The 23,640-nt window shown below is 40.9% G+C and carries 21 protein-coding genes and 1 pseudogene; 8 read left to right on the top strand and 14 right to left on the bottom strand.

The features are described 5' to 3' along the window. Positions 1 to 17 precede the first annotated feature (17 nt). A complete protein-coding gene (gene pheS / locus ACM0OT_RS04185) occupies positions 18 to 1,010 on the top strand; it encodes a phenylalanine--tRNA ligase subunit alpha (protein ID WP_414545333.1) in 993 nt (330 codons plus the stop codon). Between the two features lie 142 nt (positions 1,011 to 1,152). On the opposite strand, the gene ACM0OT_RS04180 is transcribed toward pheS, so the two are convergent. From ACM0OT_RS04180 to ACM0OT_RS04170, 3 genes are read right to left on the bottom strand one after another with little or no spacing between them, the layout of a single operon-like run. Further along, positions 1,153 to 2,583: a RecQ family ATP-dependent DNA helicase gene (locus ACM0OT_RS04180; RefSeq protein ID WP_414563014.1), complete on the bottom strand. Its 1,431-nt coding sequence runs from the start codon at positions 2,581 to 2,583 to the stop codon at positions 1,153 to 1,155. 60 nt (positions 2,584 to 2,643) lie between these two features. Further along, entirely contained in the window at positions 2,644 to 3,303 is a 660-nt protein-coding gene (locus tag ACM0OT_RS04175) for a pyridoxamine 5'-phosphate oxidase family protein (protein WP_414563012.1), read from the bottom strand. 51 nt (positions 3,304 to 3,354) lie between these two features. Then, positions 3,355 to 3,837 carry a GNAT family N-acetyltransferase gene (locus ACM0OT_RS04170; RefSeq protein ID WP_414563411.1) on the bottom strand — a complete coding sequence of 161 codons (483 nt, stop codon included), beginning with the start codon at positions 3,835 to 3,837 and terminating at the stop codon, positions 3,355 to 3,357. 104 nt (positions 3,838 to 3,941) lie between these two features. Between ACM0OT_RS04170 and ACM0OT_RS04165 the strand changes: the two genes are divergently transcribed. Next, positions 3,942 to 5,405: a PLP-dependent aminotransferase family protein gene (locus ACM0OT_RS04165; RefSeq protein WP_414563010.1), complete on the top strand. Its 1,464-nt coding sequence runs from the start codon at positions 3,942 to 3,944 to the stop codon at positions 5,403 to 5,405. Here the strand turns inward: ACM0OT_RS04165 and dapF are convergent. From dapF to ACM0OT_RS04150, 3 genes are all read right to left on the bottom strand, one after another. Further along, positions 5,398 to 6,246, bottom strand: coding sequence for a diaminopimelate epimerase (dapF, locus tag ACM0OT_RS04160; RefSeq protein ID WP_414563008.1), 849 nt, complete (start codon positions 6,244 to 6,246; stop codon positions 5,398 to 5,400). The genes ACM0OT_RS04165 and dapF overlap by 8 nt on opposite strands. A gap of 102 nt (positions 6,247 to 6,348) precedes the next feature. Continuing rightward, entirely contained in the window at positions 6,349 to 7,953 is a 1,605-nt protein-coding gene (locus ACM0OT_RS04155; protein ID WP_414563006.1) for a 2-isopropylmalate synthase, read from the bottom strand. Positions 7,954 to 8,044: 91 nt separating this feature from the next. Further along, positions 8,045 to 8,569, bottom strand: a complete 525-nt coding sequence (locus ACM0OT_RS04150) for an NYN domain-containing protein (RefSeq protein WP_414545339.1) — start codon at positions 8,567 to 8,569, stop codon at positions 8,045 to 8,047. Between the two features lie 734 nt (positions 8,570 to 9,303). Here ACM0OT_RS04150 and ACM0OT_RS04145 point away from each other — a divergent pair. Together ACM0OT_RS04145 and ACM0OT_RS04140 are read left to right on the top strand one after the other, a co-directional pair. Next, a pseudogene (locus tag ACM0OT_RS04145) lies at positions 9,304 to 11,483 on the top strand (CHASE2 domain-containing protein). Between the two features lie 274 nt (positions 11,484 to 11,757). After that, positions 11,758 to 12,636 (top strand): 2OG-Fe(II) oxygenase, encoded by an 879-nt coding sequence (locus ACM0OT_RS04140; RefSeq protein ID WP_414563003.1) that lies wholly within the window; start codon positions 11,758 to 11,760, stop codon positions 12,634 to 12,636. Here the strand turns inward: ACM0OT_RS04140 and ACM0OT_RS04135 are convergent, their stop codons facing one another. The 5 genes from ACM0OT_RS04135 to hemL form a co-directional block, all read right to left on the bottom strand. Further along, positions 12,637 to 13,566, bottom strand: a complete 930-nt coding sequence (locus tag ACM0OT_RS04135; RefSeq protein ID WP_414563002.1) for a carbohydrate ABC transporter permease — start codon at positions 13,564 to 13,566, stop codon at positions 12,637 to 12,639. A 120-nt stretch (positions 13,567 to 13,686) separates the two neighbouring features. Further along, entirely contained in the window at positions 13,687 to 14,463 is a 777-nt protein-coding gene (locus tag ACM0OT_RS04130) for an ABC transporter ATP-binding protein (protein WP_414563000.1), read from the bottom strand. 15 nt (positions 14,464 to 14,478) lie between these two features. After that, positions 14,479 to 15,474 (bottom strand): FecCD family ABC transporter permease, encoded by a 996-nt coding sequence (locus tag ACM0OT_RS04125; RefSeq protein WP_414562998.1) that lies wholly within the window; start codon positions 15,472 to 15,474, stop codon positions 14,479 to 14,481. Positions 15,475 to 15,604: 130 nt separating this feature from the next. Beyond that, the gene (gene glcD / locus ACM0OT_RS04120; protein ID WP_414562996.1) at positions 15,605 to 17,074 is read right to left on the bottom strand and encodes a glycolate oxidase subunit GlcD; all 1,470 of its coding nucleotides are present in this window, start codon (positions 17,072 to 17,074) and stop codon (positions 15,605 to 15,607) included. 154 nt (positions 17,075 to 17,228) lie between these two features. After that, positions 17,229 to 18,527, bottom strand: coding sequence for a glutamate-1-semialdehyde 2,1-aminomutase (gene hemL, locus ACM0OT_RS04115; protein ID WP_414562994.1), 1,299 nt, complete (start codon positions 18,525 to 18,527; stop codon positions 17,229 to 17,231). 233 nt (positions 18,528 to 18,760) lie between these two features. On the opposite strand from hemL, the gene ACM0OT_RS04110 reads away from it, so the two are divergent. Beyond that, a complete protein-coding gene (locus ACM0OT_RS04110) occupies positions 18,761 to 18,949 on the top strand; it encodes a ChaB family protein (RefSeq protein ID WP_414562992.1) in 189 nt (62 codons plus the stop codon). A gap of 102 nt (positions 18,950 to 19,051) precedes the next feature. After that, entirely contained in the window at positions 19,052 to 19,702 is a 651-nt protein-coding gene (gene hisIE / locus ACM0OT_RS04105) for a bifunctional phosphoribosyl-AMP cyclohydrolase/phosphoribosyl-ATP diphosphatase HisIE (protein WP_414563410.1), read from the top strand. A gap of 279 nt (positions 19,703 to 19,981) precedes the next feature. Here the strand turns inward: hisIE and ACM0OT_RS04100 are convergent, their stop codons facing one another. Further along, a complete protein-coding gene (locus ACM0OT_RS04100) occupies positions 19,982 to 20,158 on the bottom strand; it encodes a hypothetical protein (RefSeq protein ID WP_414562991.1) in 177 nt (58 codons plus the stop codon). A 76-nt stretch (positions 20,159 to 20,234) separates the two neighbouring features. Here ACM0OT_RS04100 and ACM0OT_RS04095 point away from each other — a divergent pair, with 76 nt between their 5' ends. Then, positions 20,235 to 20,432: a DUF2811 domain-containing protein gene (locus tag ACM0OT_RS04095; RefSeq protein ID WP_414544376.1), complete on the top strand. Its 198-nt coding sequence runs from the start codon at positions 20,235 to 20,237 to the stop codon at positions 20,430 to 20,432. Positions 20,433 to 20,604: 172 nt separating this feature from the next. Here the strand turns inward: ACM0OT_RS04095 and ACM0OT_RS04090 are convergent, their stop codons facing one another. Then, entirely contained in the window at positions 20,605 to 21,318 is a 714-nt protein-coding gene (locus ACM0OT_RS04090) for a response regulator transcription factor (protein ID WP_414562988.1), read from the bottom strand. Between the two features lie 716 nt (positions 21,319 to 22,034). On the opposite strand from ACM0OT_RS04090, the gene ACM0OT_RS04085 reads away from it, so the two are divergent. Then, positions 22,035 to 22,661 carry a CPP1-like family protein gene (locus tag ACM0OT_RS04085; protein ID WP_414562987.1) on the top strand — a complete coding sequence of 209 codons (627 nt, stop codon included), beginning with the start codon at positions 22,035 to 22,037 and terminating at the stop codon, positions 22,659 to 22,661. A 275-nt stretch (positions 22,662 to 22,936) separates the two neighbouring features. On the opposite strand, the gene ACM0OT_RS04080 is transcribed toward ACM0OT_RS04085, so the two are convergent. Further along, positions 22,937 to 23,635, bottom strand: a complete 699-nt coding sequence (locus ACM0OT_RS04080) for an HAD family hydrolase (protein WP_414562985.1) — start codon at positions 23,633 to 23,635, stop codon at positions 22,937 to 22,939. Between the last annotated feature and the right edge of the window lie 5 nt (positions 23,636 to 23,640).

Raw genomic sequence — 23,640 nt, 5'->3', positions numbered from 1 at the left:
CCCATGACTAATAACTAATGACTAGCAATTTAGAGGCTCAACTTTTAGCACTGCGGCAAGAAGGAGAACGAGCGATCGCCGCCGCCGATACCCTAGAAAAACTGGAAGAACTCAGAGTTAGCTATCTGGGTAAAAAAGGGCAACTAGGGGTATTGTTGCGAAGTATGGGACAAATGAGTGCGGAAGAAAGACCCAAAATCGGGGCGATCGCCAATACAGTCAAAGAGTCCATACAAAATAGTTTAGACCAGCAACGCGCCGCCCTGGAAACAGCCAAAATTCAGGCGCAACTAGAGGCAGAAACTCTAGATGTGACTATGCCTGGAGTTTTCCGCCCCCAAGGTCGTATCCATCCACTCAATGGGATTATTGATCGCGCACTAGATGTATTTGTGGGTCTAGGCTACACCGTAGCTGAAGGGCCAGAGATGGAAACAGATTATTATAATTTTGAAGCTTTAAATACTCCACCTGATCACCCCGCCCGTGATATGCAGGATACCTTCTATTTGCCAGATGGTAATCTGCTGCGGACTCATACTTCATCGGTGCAAATCCGCTACATGGAAAAAGAGGAACCACCCATCCGAGTTGTCGCCCCAGGACGAGTTTATCGGCGAGACAATGTAGACGCTACTCACTCGGCGGTTTTCCATCAAATAGAACTGTTAGCCATTGATGAAGGACTGACATTTACAGACCTCAAAGGCACGATTAAAGTATTTTTACAAGCAATATTTGGTGATTTGCCAATACGTTTCCGTGCTAGTTATTTCCCCTTTACCGAACCCTCGGCTGAAGTAGATTTGCAGTGGAATGGACGCTGGCTAGAAGTCATGGGCTGCGGCATGGTTGATCCGAACGTCATGAAATCTGTAGGTTACGATCCAGAAGTTTACACTGGCTTCGCCGCAGGTTTTGGTGTAGAACGCTTTGCGATGGTATTACACCAAATTGATGATATTCGCCGCTTGTATAACAGCGATTTACGCTTTTTACAACAGTTTTAATTAGTAAGGAAACATGGGGGCAAGAGGCAGGGGGCAGGGTGCAGGGTGCAAGGGGGAAAAACTTTCGGTGAGTACCAACATCTTTGTTTTTCATTTTCCTCATCTCCCCAATCCCTAGTCCCCAAGCCCTAGTCTCTAGTCCCTAACGACAATTATCACAATGTCCACAACGCCAGTTAGCAGCTTCTTTGTCAAAGCCAAAAGCATTTAAAAGAAACTGCCAACGACATTTTTTTGTAGTTAAATATTGTTGCATTTGTTTGACAGCTTGTGATTGTGTTACTGGCTGATTTTTCACTCCTGAATTAATTACATAATGGAAAGGATCTAACCAATTGAGTTGACCATTACTGTGAAGTAAAGCCAGTGCTGTAGCACCATCGGGGAATTGTCGGATTACTTTGTTAACTTCCCCTTGTTTGGGTAACTTTTTCACTAATTGCTGTGCTGTGCGTTGTTGCGATCGCATTTGTTCTTCAAAGAATTTTTGTCTTTGTTTATCCTCTGGATCTAGCCATCCTGTAGGTTCACTAATTAAGGTTAATGCTTCGGCTGGTTTGCCATCTCTTCCAGCGCGACCAATTTCTTGGACATATTCAGACATGAGGTGCGGTACGTGAAAATGCACTACCCACCGACAATTCGGCTTGTTAATCCCCATACCAAAGGCACAGGTACACACTACAAAGGGTATTTTTCCACTTAACCAATTAGCTTCTACAGCGCGGCGTTCTGCTGCACCTAATCCGGCGTGATAACTAGCTGTAGTGTAACCAATATCAGTTAACCATGCGGCTAAATCTTCACTATCTCGCCTAGTCCGTACATAAATTAATCCCGCTTGTTGGGGGCGCTTTTGAATAAATTTTAATAATAGTTGTTTTCTACTTCTGGGTGTCCAGGCGATGCGAATGCTGGGATGCAAATTGGGACGGTAAGGATTTAAGCGAAAAACTGCTGGTGTTTGTAATTGTAAAACTGTTTGAATAATTTTTTGGGCAGATGGGTCAGCAGTAGCAGTAAAAGCGGCAATACTAATTTTACTTCCCGGTGGTTTTGATTTGAGTAATGCAGGTCTGACTGCGCCTAATCTGCGATAGGCTGGACGAAATGTGTCTCCCCACTGTACTAAACAATGGGCTTCATCTAATATTAGGGAATTAATTTGTAATTGTGGCTGACATAACCTTTCCCAAACTGGCGCACTCAATAAAGTTTCGGGTGATAAATATAGTAATCTCAGTTGCTGTTTTTCTAAAGCTTGGAGTGTGGCACGACGTTGAAATGATGGTAATTCACTATGCAAAAGTGCTGCTTTTTGTTGATGTTGTAATAATTCTTGTACTTGGTTTTCCATTAATGCGACTAAGGGCGAAACTACTAAAGTTAAACCAGTTTGTAGTAGTGCAGGTAGTTGAAAACAAATTGATTTTCCGCCACCCGTGGGCATAATAATCAACGCATCTTTGTTTGTTAATAAACTGTTGACTATTTCGCCTTGGGGCGGACGGAAATCATCGTAACCCCAAATTTTTTGCAAGGTAGCGCGGACTGTTTGGGAGTTAATTGACATAAAGTTGAGAAATAACTAAATACTTAGTCTTAGTATTCCCTTTTCTCTTGATAACTATAATTAACGAGTATAGTTTCGTATTTGTGTAGGTATTTGCTCAATTGACCGAGAATCTGCGATCGCTTCCCCAGCAACTAATTTTAATGGCAATACACCTGCCCATACTGGCAAAGCGTAATCTGCCTCATCATCTAAAGGTGGGCCTGTCCGTACTTTGGCTGAGGCTTCTGCTAACGGTAGAGAAAGTACCAAGGTTCCTTGTAACTCCTGGCGATTAGGTGGACGCACTTCTTCCCATCTTTTTGGTACTACGTGATCAGTAAATGCTTGCAGGGCTGCTAGTTTTTCTTCAGCATCTTTGACTATGGCTGCTGTACCAAATATGACTACAGAACGGTAATTCATTGAGTGGTGATAAGCAGACCGCGCCAGTACTAATCCATCTAGTAACGTGACAGTTAGGCAAACTTCGATACCAGTTTGTAATGAATGCAGCATTCGACTGGCTGGCGAACCATGAATATATAGTTGGTCATCAACGCGACCATAAGCAGTAGGAATTACATAAGGTTGATTATCTACCGCAAATCCCACATGACAGATTAAACCTTCATCTAAAATGTCATAAATCACCTCACGTTCATAGTTTCCCCTTTGCGGTACGCGCTTAATTTGACTACGTTGTGTGGGTATTAATTTTTCCTGATTAATTTCATTCATGATGATATTTCCACTAAATTAAGTTGCATTCAGAAACTTCTATTTCTTTCCTTACTCCCTTAAATCCAGTTGCATGGCATTACTTTCTGCAAAACCCAAGCGGGAATAAACTGGTTTACCTGATGGCGATGCATTGAGAACTACCCTTGTGCAACCGATGGCTTTTAAATAAGCGATCGCACTTTGAGTTAACTTCTTAGCAATGCCTTGTTTACGGTAAGCTGGTTCCACATAAACGCCCCAGATGTATCCCAATTTGCGGTACTCGGCTGTGAATACGTTGGGGTATAAACCAGAAAATAATTGACAACTGGCAGAACCCACAATTACGCTATTTACTTCTGCCACAAAAGCCTGATAAAACAACTCTTGTCGAGCTTGGGTGATAAACTCAAGGGTTATATCCAGCCAATTAGCATTCATCGCTTCATCAAGAACGTCGTTATCTCTCCACAATTGATAAAAGTGCTGTGCAATCAGTGAGTCTTCTGGGGGTGTTGTTTCTCTAATGGTGATGTTTTGTTCTGTCAGCATCATTAGGGGTGTTGATTTCTATTAATGTCAGCGTAATTTTCCTAGTGGTATTAAACAAGAGCCACTTTTATGATTTAATACCAGTCCACTTTGATTGCGAGATTATGGATTTAGTGATCGCCTTTGATAGTAATTCGCCTTTACCTCTGCATCAGCAGCTATATCAAGAACTCCGTCAAGCTATTCTTAGCGGGAGGTTGTCGCCTGGGGTTAGGATTCCGTCAACGCGATCGCTTGCTAAATCTTTAGGTATTTCTCGTACTACTGTTACTCAAAGTTATGAACAGCTGTTAAGTGAGGGTTATTTAACAACTGTTTTGGGTTCGGGGACGTTTATTTGCGCTCAACTTCCCGATGATTTACTACATTCCACACCGATAGAATCGAGCCAAACAATTGCTCGTCCACCAGTTAAATTGAATCACTATGGTCAAGTTTTATCTCAAACAGAGGATGTACCGAGATTTACTGAACCTGATACCCAAATTAACTTTCGCTACGGACGACCAGCCATAGAGAAATTCCCCCTGAAACTGTGGCGCAGATTACTCTCGCGTTACTTTTACAAAGATTTGAGTTGGCTAGATTATTCCATAGAACCCTTGGGTTACAAGCCTTTACGGGAGGCGATCGCTGATTATTTATCCCGTTCCCGTGCTGTAAAGTGTGAAGCGAATCAAGTGCTGATTGTCAATGGAACTCAGCAAGCACTCGATTTAATTGTCCGACTGTTAATTGAGCCAGGGGATGTGATTGCACTGGAAGATCCTGGCTATATGAGCGCACGTTTAATATTTCAGACTCAAAGTGCTGAACTGTTACCGATTACGGTTGATGACTCAGGCTTGATGGTGAAAGAACTAATTAACTTTACCCATAAACCCATTCGGCTAGTATATGTCACACCTTCTCATCAGTTCCCCACAGGTGCAATTTTATCTTTACCTCGGCGATTAGAACTACTAGCTTGGGCGCAGCAAACGGGAGGATTAATTATTGAAGATGACTATGATAGTGAATATCGCTATGGTGACAGACCAATTCCGGCCTTGCAAGGGTTAGATTGCAGTGATTCAGTGTTATACATTGGGACTTTCTCAAAAGTGCTATTTCCTGGACTGCGGATTGGTTATTTAGTATTGCCAAAAAGTTTAGTTGCTATATTTGGTCGTGCGAAATGGTTAAGCGATCGCCATTTACCCATACTAGAACAGCAGGTACTTGCAGACTTCATCGCCGAAGGACATTTAGAACGTCATATTAGAAAGATGCGCGCACTCTATGAACGGCGTTGTCAAGTTCTTCTTCAGGCTTTAAATCTTCACTTTGGCGAAAAAGTGACTATTTTAGGAGAAAAAGCGGGAATCCATTTCATGGTAAAGTTGCATACTCATCTCAGCGATGAAGAAATAATTCAGCGTGCTGCAAACATGGGTGTAGGGATTATGTCTGCTAAACCCCAGTATCTTCAACCGAAAAGTACAGGCGAATTTATTTTCGGTTATGGTGAACTGACAGAACAACAGTTAGCTGAAGGTATTCGTAGGTTAGCCCAAATTCTTACATAACAAGGGTTGTAAACAAATCTGTGGATAACTCTCCCTCAGCAACCTTTGTCACAGAACCAGTCATAGAGATTTTAAAATCATCTTTGACTTGGATGAAAATTTCTCCCCCAGGCATTTGCACAGTAATTGAAGCATCACACAAACCTAATTTATGTGCAACAGCTGCTGCGGCACTACTGCTACTACCGGAAGCAAGAGTGTAGCCAGCACCTCTTTCCCAAATTTCAATTTGGATGGTGTTTGCGTTCACAACTTTCATGAATTGCACATTAGTGCGATGAGGAAACAAAGGATGAACTTCTATCATTGGCCCGTATTGTTTGGCAATATGAGGGTTAATCTCAGCTAGAGGAATCACACAGTGAGGATTACCAATTGTCGCTGCACAAAATGAAAAACTTTCATCGCCAACATTGATCAATTCTGCGATTACTTCTCTGCGATCGCCTGCGACTGGGATATAATTACTCCAGAAACTCACCTGTCCCATGTCTACTTGAACTGTTTTCCCAGCATCTTGTATCGTCGATTGCACTAATCCACCCAAGGTTTCAATTGAGAAGGACTCTTCGCTTACAAGACCTTTATCCCAGAGGTAGCGGGAAAAAATCCGCAATCCATTACCACTCTTTTCTGCTTCACTTCCATCTGGATTAAAGATGCGTAATCCAAACTGTGCTGTTTGTGATGATAACGGCCCTAACAAAATGCCATCAGATCCAATGCCGAAATTCCGATGACAAATAATTTTGATATTTTCCGGGGTTAGCGGTAATAAGAAATCCTGGGGATTGATGACTAGGTAGTCATTACCCAGAGCATGATATTTGTCAAATTTCATGAAAACTGAACACCTTTGAGAGACTAGAAGCTAGATACTAGAGGCTAGAGAATAAAAAGTTTTTCCACTACTCCCTATTCCCTACTTCCTACTCCCATGCTGTTACACTTTTTCCGCTGTGACTTCTTGGTGCTTTTCTTTGGTTTGCAAAGATGCATAAAGGCGATTTAGTGCATTCACATAAGCTTGTGCTGACGCAACTATGATGTCTGTATTGGCAGCATGACCAGAATAAACCCTAGATTCATACTTTAAACGAATAGTTACTTCCCCAATGGCATCAATTCCGGCGGTGACTGACTGCACGGAAAATTCAATCAATTGGTTGGGTACATTCACCACACGGTTAATTGCTTTGTAAACTGCGTCTACTGGCCCAGTACCAATGGCTGCATCGGTTAATTCTTCACCGTCTGGGGTGCGGAGGGTGACTGTAGCGGTGGGTTTAGCATTACTACCGCAGGAAATTTGCACTAACTCAACTCGGAATAAGTCAGGAGCTTGTTGAATTTCGTCGTTAACAATGGCCTCTAAGTCCCAATCGGAAATTTCTTTCTTTTTGTCGGCTACTTCTTTAAACCGCACAAATGCTTTATTTAATTCGGTTTCTGAGAGTTCAAAGCCCAATTCTGCCAAGCGAGTACGGAAAGCATTTCTGCCAGAATGTTTACCCAATACTATTTGATTGTCTGTTAAACCAATCAATTGGGCATCCATGATTTCGTAGGTGAGCTTATTTTTTAAGACCCCATCTTGGTGAATACCCGATTCATGGGCGAAGGCGTTGGCGCCAACAATGGCTTTATTGGGTTGTACTAACATTCCCGTCAAATTAGAAACTAAGCGGGATGTTTTATAAATTTGGCGAGTGTCGATTTTCGCTAGTGGTTCTTCAGAATCTGCTGGTCTTCCTAAGAAGGGATTGAAATATTGTCGGCGGACGTGCAATGCCATTACTAGTTCTTCTAAGGCGGCGTTACCTGCTCTTTCACCTATACCGTTGATGGTACATTCTAATTGCCTAGCACCATTTTTTACTGCTTCTAGGAAGTTGGCAACAGCTAAACCTAAATCGTTGTGACCATGCACGGAAATAATTGCTTGATCAATATTGGGGACATTATCTTTAATGCCCTTAATTATTGCCCCAAATTCACTGGGTGTTGTGTAACCTACGGTGTCAGGAATATTAACTGTGGTGGCGCCAGCTGCGATCGCTCGTTCTAAAACTTGGTATAAGAATTCTGGGTCAGAACGTCCAGCGTCTTCGGGGGAAAATTCCACATCATCGGTGAAACTTTTGGCATACGCTACCATTTCTTCGGCAATGGCAATTACTTCTGATTTGGTTTTTTTCAGTTTGTATTGGAGATGAATATTAGAAGTAGCAATAAAAGTATGAATTCGTCCACGGGCTGCCGGTTTAATGGCTTGCGCCGCAGTTTTGATATCATCGTGCCTAGCTCTAGCTAAACTACAAATTACCGGGCCATCTTCTGTTCCCACTGTTTGGGCAATTTTATTTATGGCTTCAAAATCTCCCGGACTAGCAAAGGCAAAACCCGCTTCAATTACATCTACGCCTAACCGGGATAATTGCTTGGCGATCGCTAGCTTTTCATCTATATTTAGTGTCGCTCCTGGGCATTGTTCTCCATCTCGGAGTGTCGTATCAAAAATAATGATTCTCTCTGGTTTGCTTTCCATTTTGGCTATGTTGTTTAGTTTTTACTGTGCGCTTAAAATATCTTGAAGCTTATTTTTTGGTACTCTTAAGATTTGTAAATATTTGTTTAATTTATTGGCCTTCAATTTTTTCTATACTATATCTGATATCGTTTAAATCAATATATCTATCCGTAGCATTACGTAACTCTCTAGCTATCATTCCCTCAGTCGATACAACTGTAATGTGCGTGTTTTTTGAGCGTAATAGTTCGATTGCTCTTTCAAAATCTCCATCACCACTGAATAAAACTACTCGGTCATATTGATCTACTGTATTAAACATATCTACGACAATTTCAATATCTAAATTGGCTTTTTGGGAGTAGCGACCGGAAGAATCATCATAATATTCTTTAAGAATTTTAGTGCGTACTGTATATCCTAAACTAATGAGAGCGTCTCTGAATCCTCGTTGATCTTGTGGGTCTTTTAAGCCAGTGTACCAGAAGGCATTGATTAATGTTGTGTCTGATTGCTCGTGTTTGAAATAATCTAAGACTCGTCTTGGGTCAAAAAACCAGCCATTTTTTTGTTGAGCATAGAACATATTGTTTCCGTCTACAAAAATAGACAGACGATTCATTGGGGAACCCATAGAAAAATACACCTAATAAATAGATAAGAATGTAGAGTGAACAATAGATTATAGCAATTATCAAATGGTAAATTTACTAATATCCCTAGACTAGATTTTTATGTATAGCTTTTATCTTACCTCTTGCAAAGCATGAAATTGGCTAAAACATGAGACTTAAGATTTCGGGACTTGAATCTTTTCATCTTTAATACTATAAGAGATACTTCGTGATCAAAATCTACCAATAAATTTGACTGCTTAACAGCATGGTTCGCTATATAACGGTTAAGTTTACTCCTAGAGAGGTCAGGCATAGTCTGGGATGAGAATATCTGATAATAACCATCTATAAGTTTCTGAGTCAACAAAAATACAAGCTTGATGGTAAGTGCCAGTCTTGTACAATGAGTTACCAGTCTCATCACAAGAAACTCTCTATAGTATCGAGTCTAGGAGGCGTACCCATTGCGTTGATCAAATAAAATCTCACCGCAAATAAGTGCTAAAGCGGAAAATTTCCGACTTCATTTTATGGCATCATCACGGCTTTGATCTCAATCAGACAATAAGTTGAGCCATCTCTAGGTCAACAGCTTACTTAGGGGAAATTTATTTACCCAAGTTTGGTCAAAAATAGAAAATACATTACAAAAGTATAAAATTCTCATTTAAGTCTAATTTCAACGTATTTGTAGTTAAAGAGTCCCTGAATAAATAAATAGAGTAGTACGTAAACCAACTATTAACACGATATGGCAGAAGAAACTAAATCTACCTTAACCAAAAAAAATGTCTCTGCTGCCAATATAACGTCTAGTAACCCGACCAAAGTTACTCGCATAGCATCACGTCAGTCACGGCTCATGGCTCGTTTAGGTCATTTGCTGACTGGCGTTTCTGTATTGGGTGCAGCATGGCTGACTGTTTCTGGTTTAGATTGGGTGCAATTGATGGAAAGTCGGGCAATTTCCACATTTTTTCAACTGCGGGGGCCGATAGTACCTCCAAAAAATATCGTGATTTTGGCAATTGACGATCAGTCGATCTCAGTTCCCGAACAGTACTATAAAACAAATCCGCAACAGTACGCCTACTTGGAACCACTGAAGTCTTTTCCATTTCAGCGCGCTGCATATGCTCAAATTATTGAAAAATTGGTGAATGCTGGTGCGAGTGCTGTGGCTTTAGATGTAGTGTTTGATCTGCCTAGTGGTTACGGAAGTGAAGACGATGGCCAACTCCAGGCAGCATTAGAAAAGTATGGTAGTAAAGTTACCTTAGCTGCACTCTACGAAAATTTTGAGACACATCAAGGAACCTTCATGCAGCTGCGTTTACCTCAGGAGAAGTTTCACATAGGTGGGGTGTCAATGGGGACGGTGAATTTTCCTTTAGAGGTAGATGGCAAAGTTCACCGTTTAGCTAGTGAGTTTTCGCAGTTAGTAGAAACAGATAATAGTCTGTCACAGAGAGTTCCTGACTTTGATCAAGCTGTGTTGCAGACAGCAAAAATCCATTATCCCCCACCCAAAGGCGATCGCCTGAACTTTTGGGGAACCAATGGTACATTTGAGACAATTCCCTTATGGTATGTACTTGACCCAGCCAACTGGGATACTTATTTACAAAAGGGAAAATTTTTCCAAAATAAAATCGTGGTGATTGGTGCTACGGCCCAGTTAGCTAATGATTATCATCCGGTAGCTGCTAGCAGTAGCCGAGAACAGATGTCAGGAGTGGAAATTCACGCCAATGCTATCGCCACTTTGATGACAGGTAAAGCCATAGGCCAAGCAATTGAGAATCCACCACTGCGGAGTTTATTTGTACTAGTGCTAGTGGGTGGTACAGCATTCATCATTACCAGAAGTAAGCGTGGCATTAATAGATTTATCTTGAGCCTGGGCTTGGCGGGAATTTGGGGTAGTATTAGCTATTTGGGCTTTGTGTATAGTCAGCTAATTTTTCCCACAGCTATACCGATGGTAGCGATCGCCTTTAGTGGTTTATCCTATCTCGGAACCGAAGTCGCCAGAGAAAAAATCAGAACCCGCCAATTGGTAACTATTTTCCAAAGATATAAAACTTCTCCCGTAGTCCAAGAAATTATTAGCCAACAAGATGACTTGCAAGATTTACTTAGCCAGCTAATACTCAAGCCAAAAGCTTAGAACTTGCCAGACGTTTATTTAATTCCGAGGCCCAAACACTAGAAAAATTAGGACAGCACCAGCAAATTCCTCAGCTTCTAGCTTACTTTGAACAAGATGAAGAATTTTATTTAGTGCAAGAATATATAATTGGTCATCCTCTGAACCAAGAATTGCGCTTAGGTAAAGCTATTGACGAAATTACAGTTATCAAAATTATGCAAGAATTATTACAAATACTTGCGTTTGTACATGAAAATGGCGTGATTCATCGGGACATTAAACCCAGCAATATCATCCGGCGACACTCAGATTACCAACTTGTGTTAATTGACTTTGGTGCTGTCAAAGAAGTCGCCACACCGCAACTAGAAGATCATGAACAAACACCTTTTACTATTGGCATTGGCACCAAAGGTTATGCACCGAGCGAACAATGTTTTGGGCGTCCCCAATACAGTAGTGATATCTATGCTGTCGGGATGATTGGCATTAAAGCCTTCACTGGCGTCTCACCTCATGAATTAGATAGAAATATTCATGGAGAATTGCAATGGAGTGACAAGGCAATGGTAAGCCATGCTCTATTAGATATTATCAATAAAATGGTCATGGATGATGTTAAAGAAAGATATCAGTCGGCATCAGCAGTTCTCAACGAAATTAACAAATTAATCTACTTACCAAACATTAATTCTGCCCCAGAATACTATGCATATTTAGACGACTCAGATATTGAAACTAAATCCTGGGAAGAAGGCTCTTCTGAAACAACTATTTAATCTCAAAATAAAATTTTGATGCGTTTGTAGTGAGGACTTTAGTCCTCATCCTCCAGAGCTTGATAAAACACAGTTTCATAGCGCAAATGAATTTATCATGATGTATAAATTGTTATTCATGGTTGTTATTTAAAATTTTTGCCACAAATTTATAACTTAAGTAAGAGATTTGTCTGACTAGCTATGGGTATCGTGAGGAAGGTTTAAGATAAAACATCCTCATACAAATAACTCCCCTAGGTTATAAATTCAAGTAGTGCAAGGATAAAAATATATGTATCTACTGCTGCAAAAAATGCGGAATAAAATTGCCAGAAAATTTGATGCTATACCCTTGATAAAATATAGACAAGAAGTTGCCTATCAAACAGCATTAAAAAAGCATTTCATCAATCTACCTATTATTTCCTATACTGATATGTCTCTAGTGGAGAAAATCAAAAATGAAGGTGTTGTAATTACATCTTTAGAAGCATTAGGAATCCCCTCTACTCCAGATATACTCGCAGCCGCACAAAAGTTGATACCAAAAATACCACCTAGTATTTCTGGTCATAAAAACGAGTTTGTCGTTCATGCTAATTCCCAACAAATTAAGGAATATCCAGAAATTTTCTCCTGGGGAATTGAACAACGTTTACTCAATATTGTAGAAAATTATCTAGGTTTACCCGTTGCCTATAATGGAGTTTATTTTCGTAGAGATATTGCCAATCAAGTAGAGCTAAATTCTCGGTTATGGCATATAGATAAAGAAGATACAAAGATCTTAAAAATTATAATTTATTTAAATGATGTAAATGAGGATACAGGGCCATTTCAGTATATCCCCCAAATATTAACTGAAAAAATATCTCAATCTCTAAACTACACGTCTGGTTATATTCAAGAGTCAACCATGAAAAGCGTCATCTCACCAGTTAATTATAAATCATGTCTTGGTTCAGCAGGAACTGTGATTTTTGCGGCTACTGGTAGCATTTTTCATCGCGGTAAGATTCCCACAACTGCTGATAGATTCACCATATTTTTTGATTACGGTTCTAGATGGCAAAAAAAAAGATCTTATACAGAAAATTCTCTCACATATAAAGATTTAGTCTTACTTGCCAGCAATCTTACCGAACAAAAAAGAAGTTATATTTTTTATTGATTAGATTGTCATATTATCGCCATCTTGCTGATTGATAGCTAATCGCAATACTGATAAACCTAAAATTATTAAAAATAAGACTAGACCAATGGTACAGGCATAACTAATTTCTAAGTTACTAAAAGCTTCTTCATATAAATAATAAACAATTGTTTTAGAGCTATTGAGTGGCCCGCCTTGGGTCATGATGTATACTTCCTCAAAAACTTTAGTCGCAGAAATGGCGGAAATCACAGCGACTAATGCTAAATATGGTTTCATTAAGGGTACAGTAATATCCCAGTGTTTGCGGATACCATCTGAACCATCAATAGCTGCGGCTTCATACACATCAGCAGGAATTGATTGCAACCCCGCTAAATAAATCACCATGTAATAGCCGAGTCCTTTCCACACAGTGACAGCCATGACACTGGCTAGAGAAATCGGCACAATTCCTAACAATTTTTCTGGACTAGTTAGCCAGGGAATTCCTTCTGGGAAAAGACCTAATGTTGTGAAAACTTGATTAAGTAAGCCATTTTCTGCATATAGCCATTTCCAAGCGATACCCGCAACTACCATTGATATCACTACTGGTGTGTAGTAGGCGGCTCTAAACCAATTCATGCCTCGCAGTTTCTGATTTACTAAAATCGCTAATCCTAAGGGAACCATGACTAAAATTGGGACGACACCTATTAGATAAAGAAAGGTGTTTTCTAAAGTTTTCCAAAAAACTGCATCTTTCCACAGGCGCAGGAAATTACCAAAACCTATCCATTGTGCTGGTTGAGAAAGGTCTTCGTAGCTGGTAAAGCTGAGATAAAATGCTTGGATGGCTGGCCAAAAAACTGTTAATACTAAGAGAATTAGGGCTGGAAGTAAGAATAAGTAAGGTGTTAGTCGGTGTTTGATAAGTGTCCAACTTTCAGATTTAAGTTGTTTCATATATATAACTTTTGGTGTTGCTGATTGAATTTATGAATTTGTTTCACGCAAAGGCGCAGAGGCGCAGAGAGTAAAAAATGAGAAAAATAAACTTGTTTTAGCTGATTTAAATTAAGAGTTTTATACAGCCGCAATAGCGCAAACTTGTAAGCCCACTGGTGTATGAATGATTACAGATTCTACGCCAAAAACTTGGGCGATGGAGTTTGGTGTGAGAACTGTTTTAGGTGTTCCCACTTCCCAAAGATGACCTTGTTTTAATAAGGCAATTCGAGAGCTATATCTGGCGGCTAAATTTAATTCATGCAAGACTGTGACAATTGTTAAATTCTGCTGCTGGTTGAGATTTTTGAGTAATTCTAAGAGTTGTAATTGATAGTTGATATCCAAATAAGTTGTAGGTTCATCTAATAGTAATACTTTGGGTTCTTGTGCTAGGGCTAATGCTAAAAAAGCGCGTTGTTTTTCTCCGCCAGAAAGTTGTTCGACTAGGCGATCGCTTAATTTTTCTAGTTGGGTTTTTTGAATTGCTGCTGTAACTTTTTGTCTATCTTCATGATTTAATTCCCATTGCCACCAAGGTTGATGCGGGGTGCGTCCTAAACTTACTAATTGTCGGACTGTTAAGCCTACAGGAACTGTTTGTTGTTGCGGTAATAATGCTAATTTTTGTGCAACTACATTGGGGGGCTGAGAATGAATGGCTTTGCCATCAAGTAGGACGGTTCCTTGCTGTGGTGATAGAATCCGACTTAATAATTTTAAAACTGTAGATTTACCAGAACCATTGGCACCGACTAAACTTAACCATTCTCCTGTTTGCAAAGATAAGTTAATGTCTTCAACAATGGGTAAGGCGGTGTAACCACCAGTGAGATTTTGTAGTTCAAGGGGCATGGTCAAGAATTAAAATTATAGTTTATTCAATCCAGCCGAACGCCGATAAAGTAACCAAATAAATAAAGGTGAACCCAACAAGGCGGTGACAGCACCTACTGGTAGTTCTACTGCTCCCAGTCGAGAAAGTAAATCTGCAAAGGTGAGTAGCCAAGCTCCAGCTAATGCTGAAAGTGGTAATACAAAACGGTGGTCTGTACCAACGATGAGACGGACACCATGAGGTACAACTAAACCAACAAACCCAATTAAACCACAGATGCTAACTGCGCCTGCGGCTAATAAAGTGGCCACACCACCAATTAATAAGCGCGATCGCGTTAATGATACTCCTAAACCTACAGCTAAATCATCTCCCAACGCCAGCACGTTCACAGACCGCGCCAACAAGCATCCCCCAATTAATGCCACCATAATATAGGGGCCAGCCGTGGCAATTTCTCGCCAACCGCGTCCATTCAGGCTACCAACCAACCAACTGAGGGCAATTTGAATTTGACCGTCTTCCGCTAATAAAAGTAAGGTAGTTTGTACTGAGCCTAATAAAGAACTCACCGCTACTCCCCCTAAAATTAACCTTTCAATAGAAATTCCTGACCCAGCACGACCCAACAAAATCACAATAGCCGAAGTTAAAATTGCGCCTATCCATGCAGCTAGAGGAATGGCAATCGGAAAAACCTGTAAACTGATCATCAAAATCACAATCAGTCCAGCACCAGCAGAAATACCTAAAATAAATGGGTCAGCCAGACTATTACGTAACATTCCTTGTAATAAAGCACCTGACATTCCCAATGCTGCACCGACAATAAGCGCTGCGATAATGCGCGGAATCCGTAAATCCCACAGAATTGTTTGCTTGATAGGGTCGCCTTGATGAAGAATTGCTTGCCAAAATTCTCTCAGAGTTAAATGTACCGCTCCTTGGGACAAAGAAAGCACTAGAGTTACTAATAATCCTGTACCCAAAAGCAAAACAGCCCAGAATATGCGGTATTTGCTAGTCATTAGTCATTGGTCATTGGTTATTGGGAAAAAACTTTACCCCTAGTCCCTAGTTACGCACATTGCTTTGAGTATCTACAGACTACATTGTCCGTGTATCCATCAATTATTTATTGACAAACTACTAGTAGAGTTAAAATTTTTCCACGCCGGCAAACTGTTTCATGCTTGTATTTGCTGCTTCACCACAAGTGCGGGGTGTAGGAAATATCTTATCGGGATTTGCCAAACCTTGAGGATTAAAGACTTGCCTTACCCATTGCATAGTTTCTAAATCAGTATCGCTAAACATATCTGGCATATAGCATTTTTTGTCTGCACCAATGCCATGTTCACCGGAAATACTACCACCGACTTTGACGCAAAGCTTGAGAATTTCCCCACCAACTTCTTCTACTTTTTCTAATGCTCCTGGTATAGAATTATCAAATAAAATTAGTGGATGTAAATTACCATCTCCTGCATGAAATACATTGGCAATTTTATACCCAAATTTTTCACTTAATGCCTCAATTTCTTGGAGAACATAAGGCAATTGCGTCCGAGGAATTACACCATCTTGGACATAATAGTCTGGACTTAAATGACCAGCAGCTGCAAAAGCAGCTTTACGTCCTTTCCAAAGTTTTAATCTGGTTTCCGGGTCACTTGCAGAAGTTACATTACGGGCGCCATTTTTCTGACAAATTTCAGCTACCCTTTGTTTATTTACCTCAACTTCTACATCTAAACCATCAATTTCTACTAATAAAATAGCGGTAGCGTCGCGGGGATAACAATTTGTTGCTACAACATCTTCTACTGCATTGATGCTGATATTGTCCATCATTTCCATACCACCGGGAATAATTCCCGCGCTGATAATATCAGAAACACTAGCTCCAGCAGCTTCAATACTGGTAAAATCCGCTAATAAAACACAAATTGATTCAGCACTTTTGAGAATTCGTAAGGTAATTTCTGTTGCGATACCCAAAGTACCTTCAGAACCGACAAATACACCTGTTAAATCATAACCAGGCATTTCCGGTACTTGTCCGCCTAAATCCAGAATTTCTCCTGTGGGTGTGACAATTTTTAATCCCAACACATGGTTAGTGGTGACACCATACTTGAGACAATGCACCCCACCAGAGTTTTCGGCAACGTTACCCCCAATTGAACAGATAATTTGGCTGGAAGGATCTGGTGCATAATAGAATCCCGCGCCACTTACAGTTTGCGTTACCCAACTATTAATTACGCCTGGCTGGACAACAATGCGCTGATTATCTAAATCAACACTCAGGATTTGCCGCATTAATGAAGTGACGATCAGAACTGAATCTACCGATGGTAACGCCCCACCAGATAGACCAGTACCAGAACCACGGGCGATGAAAGTTACAGCATATTTGTTGCATATCTTGACCACTGCGGCAATTTGTTCTGTAGTTCTGGGTAAAACTACCACAGCAGGGCGTTGGCGATAGCTAGTTAAACCATCGCATTCATAAGTGATGAGTTCTTCACGGCGCTGTACGACACCATTTTTACCAACTACCGCTTCAAAGGCTTTAATAATGGGTTGCCAATTACGTTGTTTTTTATCTTGAGTAAGCATAATTTTTTAGTTAAAAGGTAGATGTTTGACTCAGTTAGGAGTTACGCAATAACTCTCTAAAACCCTCTTTCCTTTGCCCTTTAAGTCTAGAATCCCCCGAATCCAATTCGGGGGAGTATGTCAAGCTACTTGTTCCAGGGATATCTCTGAGAAGTTACAAATTAGACAGTACATCCCGTGCAACGGCTAAAGTTTGCTCAATATCTGTTTCTGTGTGAGCCAAAGAAGTAAAACCAGCCTCAAACTGAGAAGGCGCTAAATAAACACCGCGCTCTAACATACCACGATGGAATCGTCCAAATTTAGCCATATCAGACTTTTTGGCATCTTCGTAGTTATGAACTGGCCCAGCGGTAAAAAAGAGACCAAACATAGCGCTAATGTGTCCACCGCAAACGCCATGACCAGTTTCTTGGGCAATTTGCAACAATCCATCTGCTAGCTTCTGAGTAATTTGGTCAAGATACTCATAAGTACCAGGTCTTTGCAACAATTCCAGAGTTTTAATCCCAGCAGTCATGGCTAAAGGATTACCAGAAAGAGTTCCCGCTTGATACACAGGGCCTGAGGGAGCAATCATTGACATAATCTCTCGACGACCGCCATAGGCTCCAACTGGTAAGCCACCACCGATGACTTTACCTAAAGTTGTGAGGTCGGGTGTAACGCCAAATTTTTCTTGAGCGCCACCGTAGGCAATACGAAATCCTGTCATTACCTCATCAAAAACCAGTAATGCACCATGTTCGTGGGTTAGTTCGCGTAAACCTTCTAAGAATCCAGCATCGGGAGTAATAAATCCAGCATTGCCCACAACTGGCTCTAGAATTACACCAGCAATCTCATCACGATTTTGTTCAAACAAAGCTTTCACAGCTTCCAAGTCATTGTAAGGAGCCGTGAGAGTACCGCTTGTTGCTGATTTAGGCACTCCTGGTGAATCAGGTAACCCAAGTGTGGCGACACCAGAACCTGCCTTCACTAAAAACGTATCGGCGTGACCGTGGTAGCAGCCTTCAAACTTGATGATTTTCTCCCGGTTGGTGAAAGCTCGCATTAATCGCAATACTGCCATACAAGCTTCTGTACCAGAATTGACGAATCTGACCATTTCGATACTGGGAACAGCATCGATGACCATTTCAGCCAGAATATTTTCTAGTACTGAAGGCGCACCGAAGCTAGTACCTTTTTCCAAGGCTTCATGGAGTGCCGCAATGACTTCGGGATGGGCATGACCACAAATAGCTGGGCCCCAAGTGCCAACATAATCAATGTATTGGTTGCCATCTACATCCCAAATGTATGCGTCTTTAACACGCTCAAAAACTATGGGTTGTCCACCTACGGATTTGAATGCACGAACTGGAGAACTAACTCCTCCTGGCATCAAATTTTGGGCTGCGGCAAAGATTTCTTGTGATTTTGTGGTTTTAATAGTGGTATTTACCAAAGTTCTCTCCTAAGAAGTGATATCCTCCTACACTGACCTTATCAGGTACAGTGGGTGATTTTTCTCGTAAATTTTATAAGGCAGGTATTCACATACTGAATACTACCAGCTACTATTTGCGTCCCATCGCTTCTTCATTTCCTCATCAGGTCAAAACTTCTATCTTAGGATAGGGTGAAAAACTGTTCAGAAATTCTATCCTATAGAATTATTTGAACAGAAAAAATAACAATATGTTATACAAGTCGAACGAAGACTTGCCTTTAGAGATTCGTACTAAATTATCTGAGGCTTACCAAGATCTTTACCGGGCAGCTTTTAACTCGGCCATTCATTGGTATGGTGAAGCGTCTAAAGCTCACCAAGTGGCGTTGAGTGCGGTCAAGATGCAATCGGCGACAGATAGGAGGGCGTTTGTGTAAGACTAAATCATCAAGTTGAATCCAAAACAGCATGTCAGCTAACCTATTGAGAATGGTATCGTGAATCCATAAATCATGTTTAATGAGAACAAATTAGCTGGTATGTTTTCTACTGATCCGCATTCACTACTTCACTCTATTCCTGTTGATAAAATTCGCTACGATGAACGGGGTCTAGTGCCAGCAATTATCCAAGATTATTTGGATGGCACTGTCTTAATGATGGCATGGATGAATCAGGAGTCATTAACAAAGACTTTAGCAACTGGAGAAACTTGCTTTTGGAGTCGTTCTCGCCAGGAATTATGGCATAAGGGAGCGACTTCTGGCCATATTCAAAAAATACATAGTATCCGTTATGACTGTGATAGTGATGCGCTGCTGATTGGTGTAGAGCAGATAGGGGATATTGCCTGTCATACTGGTGAACGCAGTTGTTTTCATCAAATAGAAGGAGCGATCGCTCCACCACCAGGAGATACATTGTCACAATTATTTCAGGTGATCTGTGATCGCCGTGATCATCCTCATGAAAATTCTTACACTTGCAAACTTTTAGCCGGTGGCGATAACAAAATTTTGAAGAAAATTGGTGAAGAAAGCGCTGAAGTGGTGATGGCATTTAAGGATGATGATGCCGACTCTATTGCAGGTGAAGTTGCGGATTTGCTTTACCATACCTTAGTGGCTTTAGCTCACCATCAAGTAGATATTAAATCAGTATATCGCAAGTTGCAAGAACGTCGGCGATAGCAGAATTAGCAGGGAATCAGGGGACAAGGGGATAAGTTATCCCACATCTCTCCATTCCCCTCATCTCCCAGTCACCAAAAAAAATGTTTTTGTAATTCTTATCATTAGCCAGTCTTTTCCTCTACGATTCCACAGAGTTTCCACAGGTATTTTGATAGTTTTCCACAGATGTTGGACGAACTAATAGGCACTTGCCGTTTTACTGGGGATATTTGATTCTCAGTAGTATGAGTATTAAGGGACTGAGTTTTTGTTAAGTTGAGTAACAAAAACCTGGTTTTAACCCCTATTCTTGCGTTGATATTTATTTTTTATACCACCGGATTTAACATTTCGCAGCATTGACAAAACCACCCCCTCTTGGCGCACAATGATTCGACTGGCTTGTTTTGTAGTCCGTTCCACATTGACACCAAAAAGTACCTGAAACGTTGGTGTAGATTGTCGGGTAGACACAGGATTATATCAGGCAAATTCCACATCACCACAAGCAACTTGTCCCTCTTGATTGACCTCAGAGAAGGAAGAACTTATGAACGCAACAGTTAGTATTTTTACAGAAATTCCCGAAACACTACATGAATCCCTCAAGACTTACTTAGAAACACATCCTGATTGGGATCAAAACCGAGTCCTGACGGCTGCATTATCGCTGTTTTTATTGCAAAATGGAGATAGCGATCGCCGCGCTGCTCGTGTATATTTAGAAACTTTGTTTCACCACAGCTAAATATCAATGCCCTGCACCAACTGGCCAGCAAAACCTAATTTACCAGCCATTACACAAGTGCTAGTAAACAACATTCTGGCTCATGCCTGAGCATGGGCACGGTCACCGTGCCCCAAACATTAATCAGATTGGGATACCTTGTGTACACAACTCTAGATTAGTGACTATCAACTCAAGAGTGAGCTTCCGCCTGTTGAGAAGGACATTCAAATTTATACCCTACACCCCGTACAGTCTGAATTAGTGCTGGTTGACTAGCATCGACTTCAATTTTCTTGCGAATTTGACCGATATGTACATCGACAACCCGCTGGTCGCCAACATATTCATAATCCCAGACTTCTTGAATCAGTTCTGCACGCCGCCAGACTCTACCAGGATGGCTAGCGAGGAAATGCAACAGATCAAATTCCAGAGCAGTTAAGGGTATTGCTTGGTTGTTGAGTGCTACCTCGCGTCGCACCGGATCAATCATTAACTTTTCAAATACCAGGCGTTTTTGTTCAGCAGTCGTCACAACCCGTTGACGTCTCAAGATGGCTGCTACTCTAACTTCTAACTCTCCTAGTCCAAATGGCTTGGTGAGATAGTCATCAGCACCTTTAGAGAAGCCACGAATTTTATCGGCTTCATCTGCACGGCTAGTTAACATCAGCACGAAAACACCATTACGACTTTGCATTTCTTGGCAGAGGTTGAACCCAATGACATCTGGGAGATTGACATCTAAAATCACCAAATCTGGGTTAAATTGCTCAAATAAAGCTAAGGCCGATTTACCATCCTCAGCCGCCTCTACTTGATAGGTCTGCCTAATTAAAAACCGTTGGATTAAATTGCGGACCGCAGGGTCGTCATCAACTACAAGAATCTTGGCGGGAGCCATGACCATCACTTTTCACAAAAATTTATAAGATTAACAGGAAAGAAGATTGCGTAAAAACGCTGTTTCCACTTTGGGAGTTATGTAAGAATCTACAAGGGTGAGGAATGAATTTCCTGATTATTCACAAATAATATGGAGTAATCAGGTTTCTGGACAATAAAATTAAGAAGATTCTGCTAGTCACATAGGTACTTAAGTACAGTTATTGTAATTAGTAAATTTAGTGTCAACTAGCCAGATATTTTCCATATTAGTCACAGCAGTTCGGTAACCTAAGAGACTTTCCTATCCCAATATTAGTGGTGAGTGGTGATTTAAAACTTTTTAATTTTAAATCTATCTGTCGATATATGGATCGATACCATTAGGTAATTGTGTGGCTGATTGCTAAAAAGTTCCTCAGCAACCGCTAAATTTTCACAATATAAAACATAAAAGTTAGTTTTTTCATGAAAAATGCGTTTTAGGTATTTTCAGTTCAAATTCTAGAGTAAAGCCCTCACAGACCAAAGACATGAGGGTATACACGGAGTTATGGCAATATGTTAAAGTTGGTATAGTCAAAATTCTCAAATCAATCCAACTAACCCATGCTACTATCCTGGTAGGGCATGACAACATGTCGATAAGTTGGTTTCGATCCAGATAAAACCTAAAATTGTTTTCCTAAAGTAAAAGACTGCCACTGACCAAGGCTAAAGAAAGTATAAACTCCCATGAGCGATCAAAATCCCTACGAGAAACTTGGGGTATCAGAAGATGCTAGCTTCGATGAAATTCAAGACGCTCGCAATCGCCTATTGGAGCAGTGTGAAGGCGATGCCAAAAGTCTAGAGCTAATTGAAGTAGCTTACGATGCGATTTTAATGGATCGCCTAAGGATGCGCCAGGAAGGTAAAATCAAGGTTCCTGAGCGAATCAGGTTCCCGGAACTGCGAGTGCAATTGCCTCCAAAAGAAAGTCCAACTCCTCATGAGCAGTCTCCCGCATGGCTGCAACGAATGCTCGATCAGCCAACACCTACAGATATTCTGTTACCTGGAGCCTGGTATTTGGGTTTAAGTACCATCAGTGTATTTTCCCAAACAGCGGGTGATCAGGTTTTGCAGTTAGCATTAGTTGTGGGTGTAGGACTGAGTATTTACTTTATTAAACGTAAAGAAGGCAAGTTTGGTAGAGCAGTATTATTAACGCTGGTTGGTTTAACAGTAGGTTTAATTGTCGGCGGGCTGATTGCTAGCTGGCTATTACCGCAAATAAATCTAGTCCAACTGAGTGCTGAACAGTTCTCTACAGTGTTGACATTTATGCTGTTGTGGCTAATTAGCAGTTTTTTGCGTTAATTTGATGAGTTTCTGGCACTAGTACCGCTGCGCGGAAATTAAAAAGCAAAAGTGAACCAGTGGGGTCTTCTCCCAAAGGGAGAGGCTAGCGCCAAGGGGACATATCCCATGAGCAACTTGTAAACACCGGAGGCGACAAAAGTAAAAAACCTGATTAAGCAAGCTGTTTGACGATTTAAAATAGTATGTCTATTTACGCCATGCTGTACTAGTAATGGGTAATAGATAATTTGGTCTTAGCCGTCTATTACCCATTAAATTAACAAAAGCTCCCATTAAGCAAGGTTGAGTAGGTGGGGTTTGAGAATATGCTCTACAGATGAACTCAAATTCGCAAAAATTATGTCAGGGTGGTACATTTCTAGTTGAGCGCGATCGCGTATCCCCGACTCTACAGCCATTACTTTAACACTGTGTTTTTTCGCCGCCGTGATATCCGCTTCCGTATCCCCAACCATCCAAGTTTCAGCAGCGGGGGGAAGTTCAGTTAAAGCCCGTTTCATCAACAAGGGCTTGTCTTCAATATCGCGAGTTTTTACGTAGTCATTACTGAGACAATAGCAGCGATTTACTGGGAAGAATTTCTCTAGGTTATATTGTTTAAAGGCATAATCTAATTCCCTTTGCCGACGCATTGTCATGACTACCAAATCGATTCCCGCCTGTTGAATTTTCAATAGTGCGTCTATGGCACCTGGGATCAGGCTGTCATATTGGAAATAAGGTTGTGTATGCACTGTCTGACGCCGCAACTGGGAAAATTCCTGGGCTTGAGTTTCATTTAACCCAGAGTTTAAGGCAATTTGTGTTTCCGGTACACGCGATCGCTTTAGCTGCCAAAATTCTGCTTTAGTTAGTTGCTGCACAGATTGTGTTGGATAGCGGGTTTTCTCCAAACAAACTTGATAAACACGGTAATAACGTTCAGAAACATCAATAATGGGGCCGTCGAAGTCAGTAATGAGTCTTAGCATCGGCG

This window comes from Anabaena sp. CCY 9613 (assembly GCF_963920895.1).
Classification (GTDB): Bacteria; Cyanobacteriota; Cyanobacteriia; order Cyanobacteriales; family Nostocaceae; genus Cyanocohniella.
This window is presented reverse-complemented; position numbering and strand designations above follow the sequence as displayed.

What these genes read in the sequence shown, in the direction of transcription:
- pheS (WP_414545333.1), top strand. Translation starts at nt 18, where the DNA reads ATGACTAGCAATTTAGAGGCTCAACTTTTAGCACTGCGGCAAGAAGGA.
- ACM0OT_RS04180 (WP_414563014.1), bottom strand. Translation starts at nt 2,583, where the DNA reads ATGTCAATTAACTCCCAAACAGTCCGCGCTACCTTGCAAAAAATTTGG.
- ACM0OT_RS04175 (WP_414563012.1), bottom strand. Translation starts at nt 3,303, where the DNA reads ATGAATGAAATTAATCAGGAAAAATTAATACCCACACAACGTAGTCAA.
- ACM0OT_RS04170 (WP_414563411.1), bottom strand. Translation starts at nt 3,837, where the DNA reads ATGCTGACAGAACAAAACATCACCATTAGAGAAACAACACCCCCAGAA.
- ACM0OT_RS04165 (WP_414563010.1), top strand. Translation starts at nt 3,942, where the DNA reads ATGGATTTAGTGATCGCCTTTGATAGTAATTCGCCTTTACCTCTGCAT.
- dapF (WP_414563008.1), bottom strand. Translation starts at nt 6,246, where the DNA reads ATGAAATTTGACAAATATCATGCTCTGGGTAATGACTACCTAGTCATC.
- ACM0OT_RS04155 (WP_414563006.1), bottom strand. Translation starts at nt 7,953, where the DNA reads ATGGAAAGCAAACCAGAGAGAATCATTATTTTTGATACGACACTCCGA.
- ACM0OT_RS04150 (WP_414545339.1), bottom strand. Translation starts at nt 8,569, where the DNA reads ATGGGTTCCCCAATGAATCGTCTGTCTATTTTTGTAGACGGAAACAAT.
- ACM0OT_RS04140 (WP_414563003.1), top strand. Translation starts at nt 11,758, where the DNA reads ATGTATCTACTGCTGCAAAAAATGCGGAATAAAATTGCCAGAAAATTT.
- ACM0OT_RS04135 (WP_414563002.1), bottom strand. Translation starts at nt 13,566, where the DNA reads ATGAAACAACTTAAATCTGAAAGTTGGACACTTATCAAACACCGACTA.
- ACM0OT_RS04130 (WP_414563000.1), bottom strand. Translation starts at nt 14,463, where the DNA reads ATGCCCCTTGAACTACAAAATCTCACTGGTGGTTACACCGCCTTACCC.
- ACM0OT_RS04125 (WP_414562998.1), bottom strand. Translation starts at nt 15,474, where the DNA reads ATGACTAGCAAATACCGCATATTCTGGGCTGTTTTGCTTTTGGGTACA.
- glcD (WP_414562996.1), bottom strand. Translation starts at nt 17,074, where the DNA reads ATGCTTACTCAAGATAAAAAACAACGTAATTGGCAACCCATTATTAAA.
- ACM0OT_RS04110 (WP_414562992.1), top strand. Translation starts at nt 18,761, where the DNA reads ATGTTATACAAGTCGAACGAAGACTTGCCTTTAGAGATTCGTACTAAA.
- hisIE (WP_414563410.1), top strand. Translation starts at nt 19,052, where the DNA reads ATGTTTTCTACTGATCCGCATTCACTACTTCACTCTATTCCTGTTGAT.
- ACM0OT_RS04095 (WP_414544376.1), top strand. Translation starts at nt 20,235, where the DNA reads ATGAACGCAACAGTTAGTATTTTTACAGAAATTCCCGAAACACTACAT.
- ACM0OT_RS04090 (WP_414562988.1), bottom strand. Translation starts at nt 21,318, where the DNA reads ATGGCTCCCGCCAAGATTCTTGTAGTTGATGACGACCCTGCGGTCCGC.
- ACM0OT_RS04085 (WP_414562987.1), top strand. Translation starts at nt 22,035, where the DNA reads ATGAGCGATCAAAATCCCTACGAGAAACTTGGGGTATCAGAAGATGCT.
- ACM0OT_RS04080 (WP_414562985.1), bottom strand. Translation starts at nt 23,635, where the DNA reads ATGCTAAGACTCATTACTGACTTCGACGGCCCCATTATTGATGTTTCT.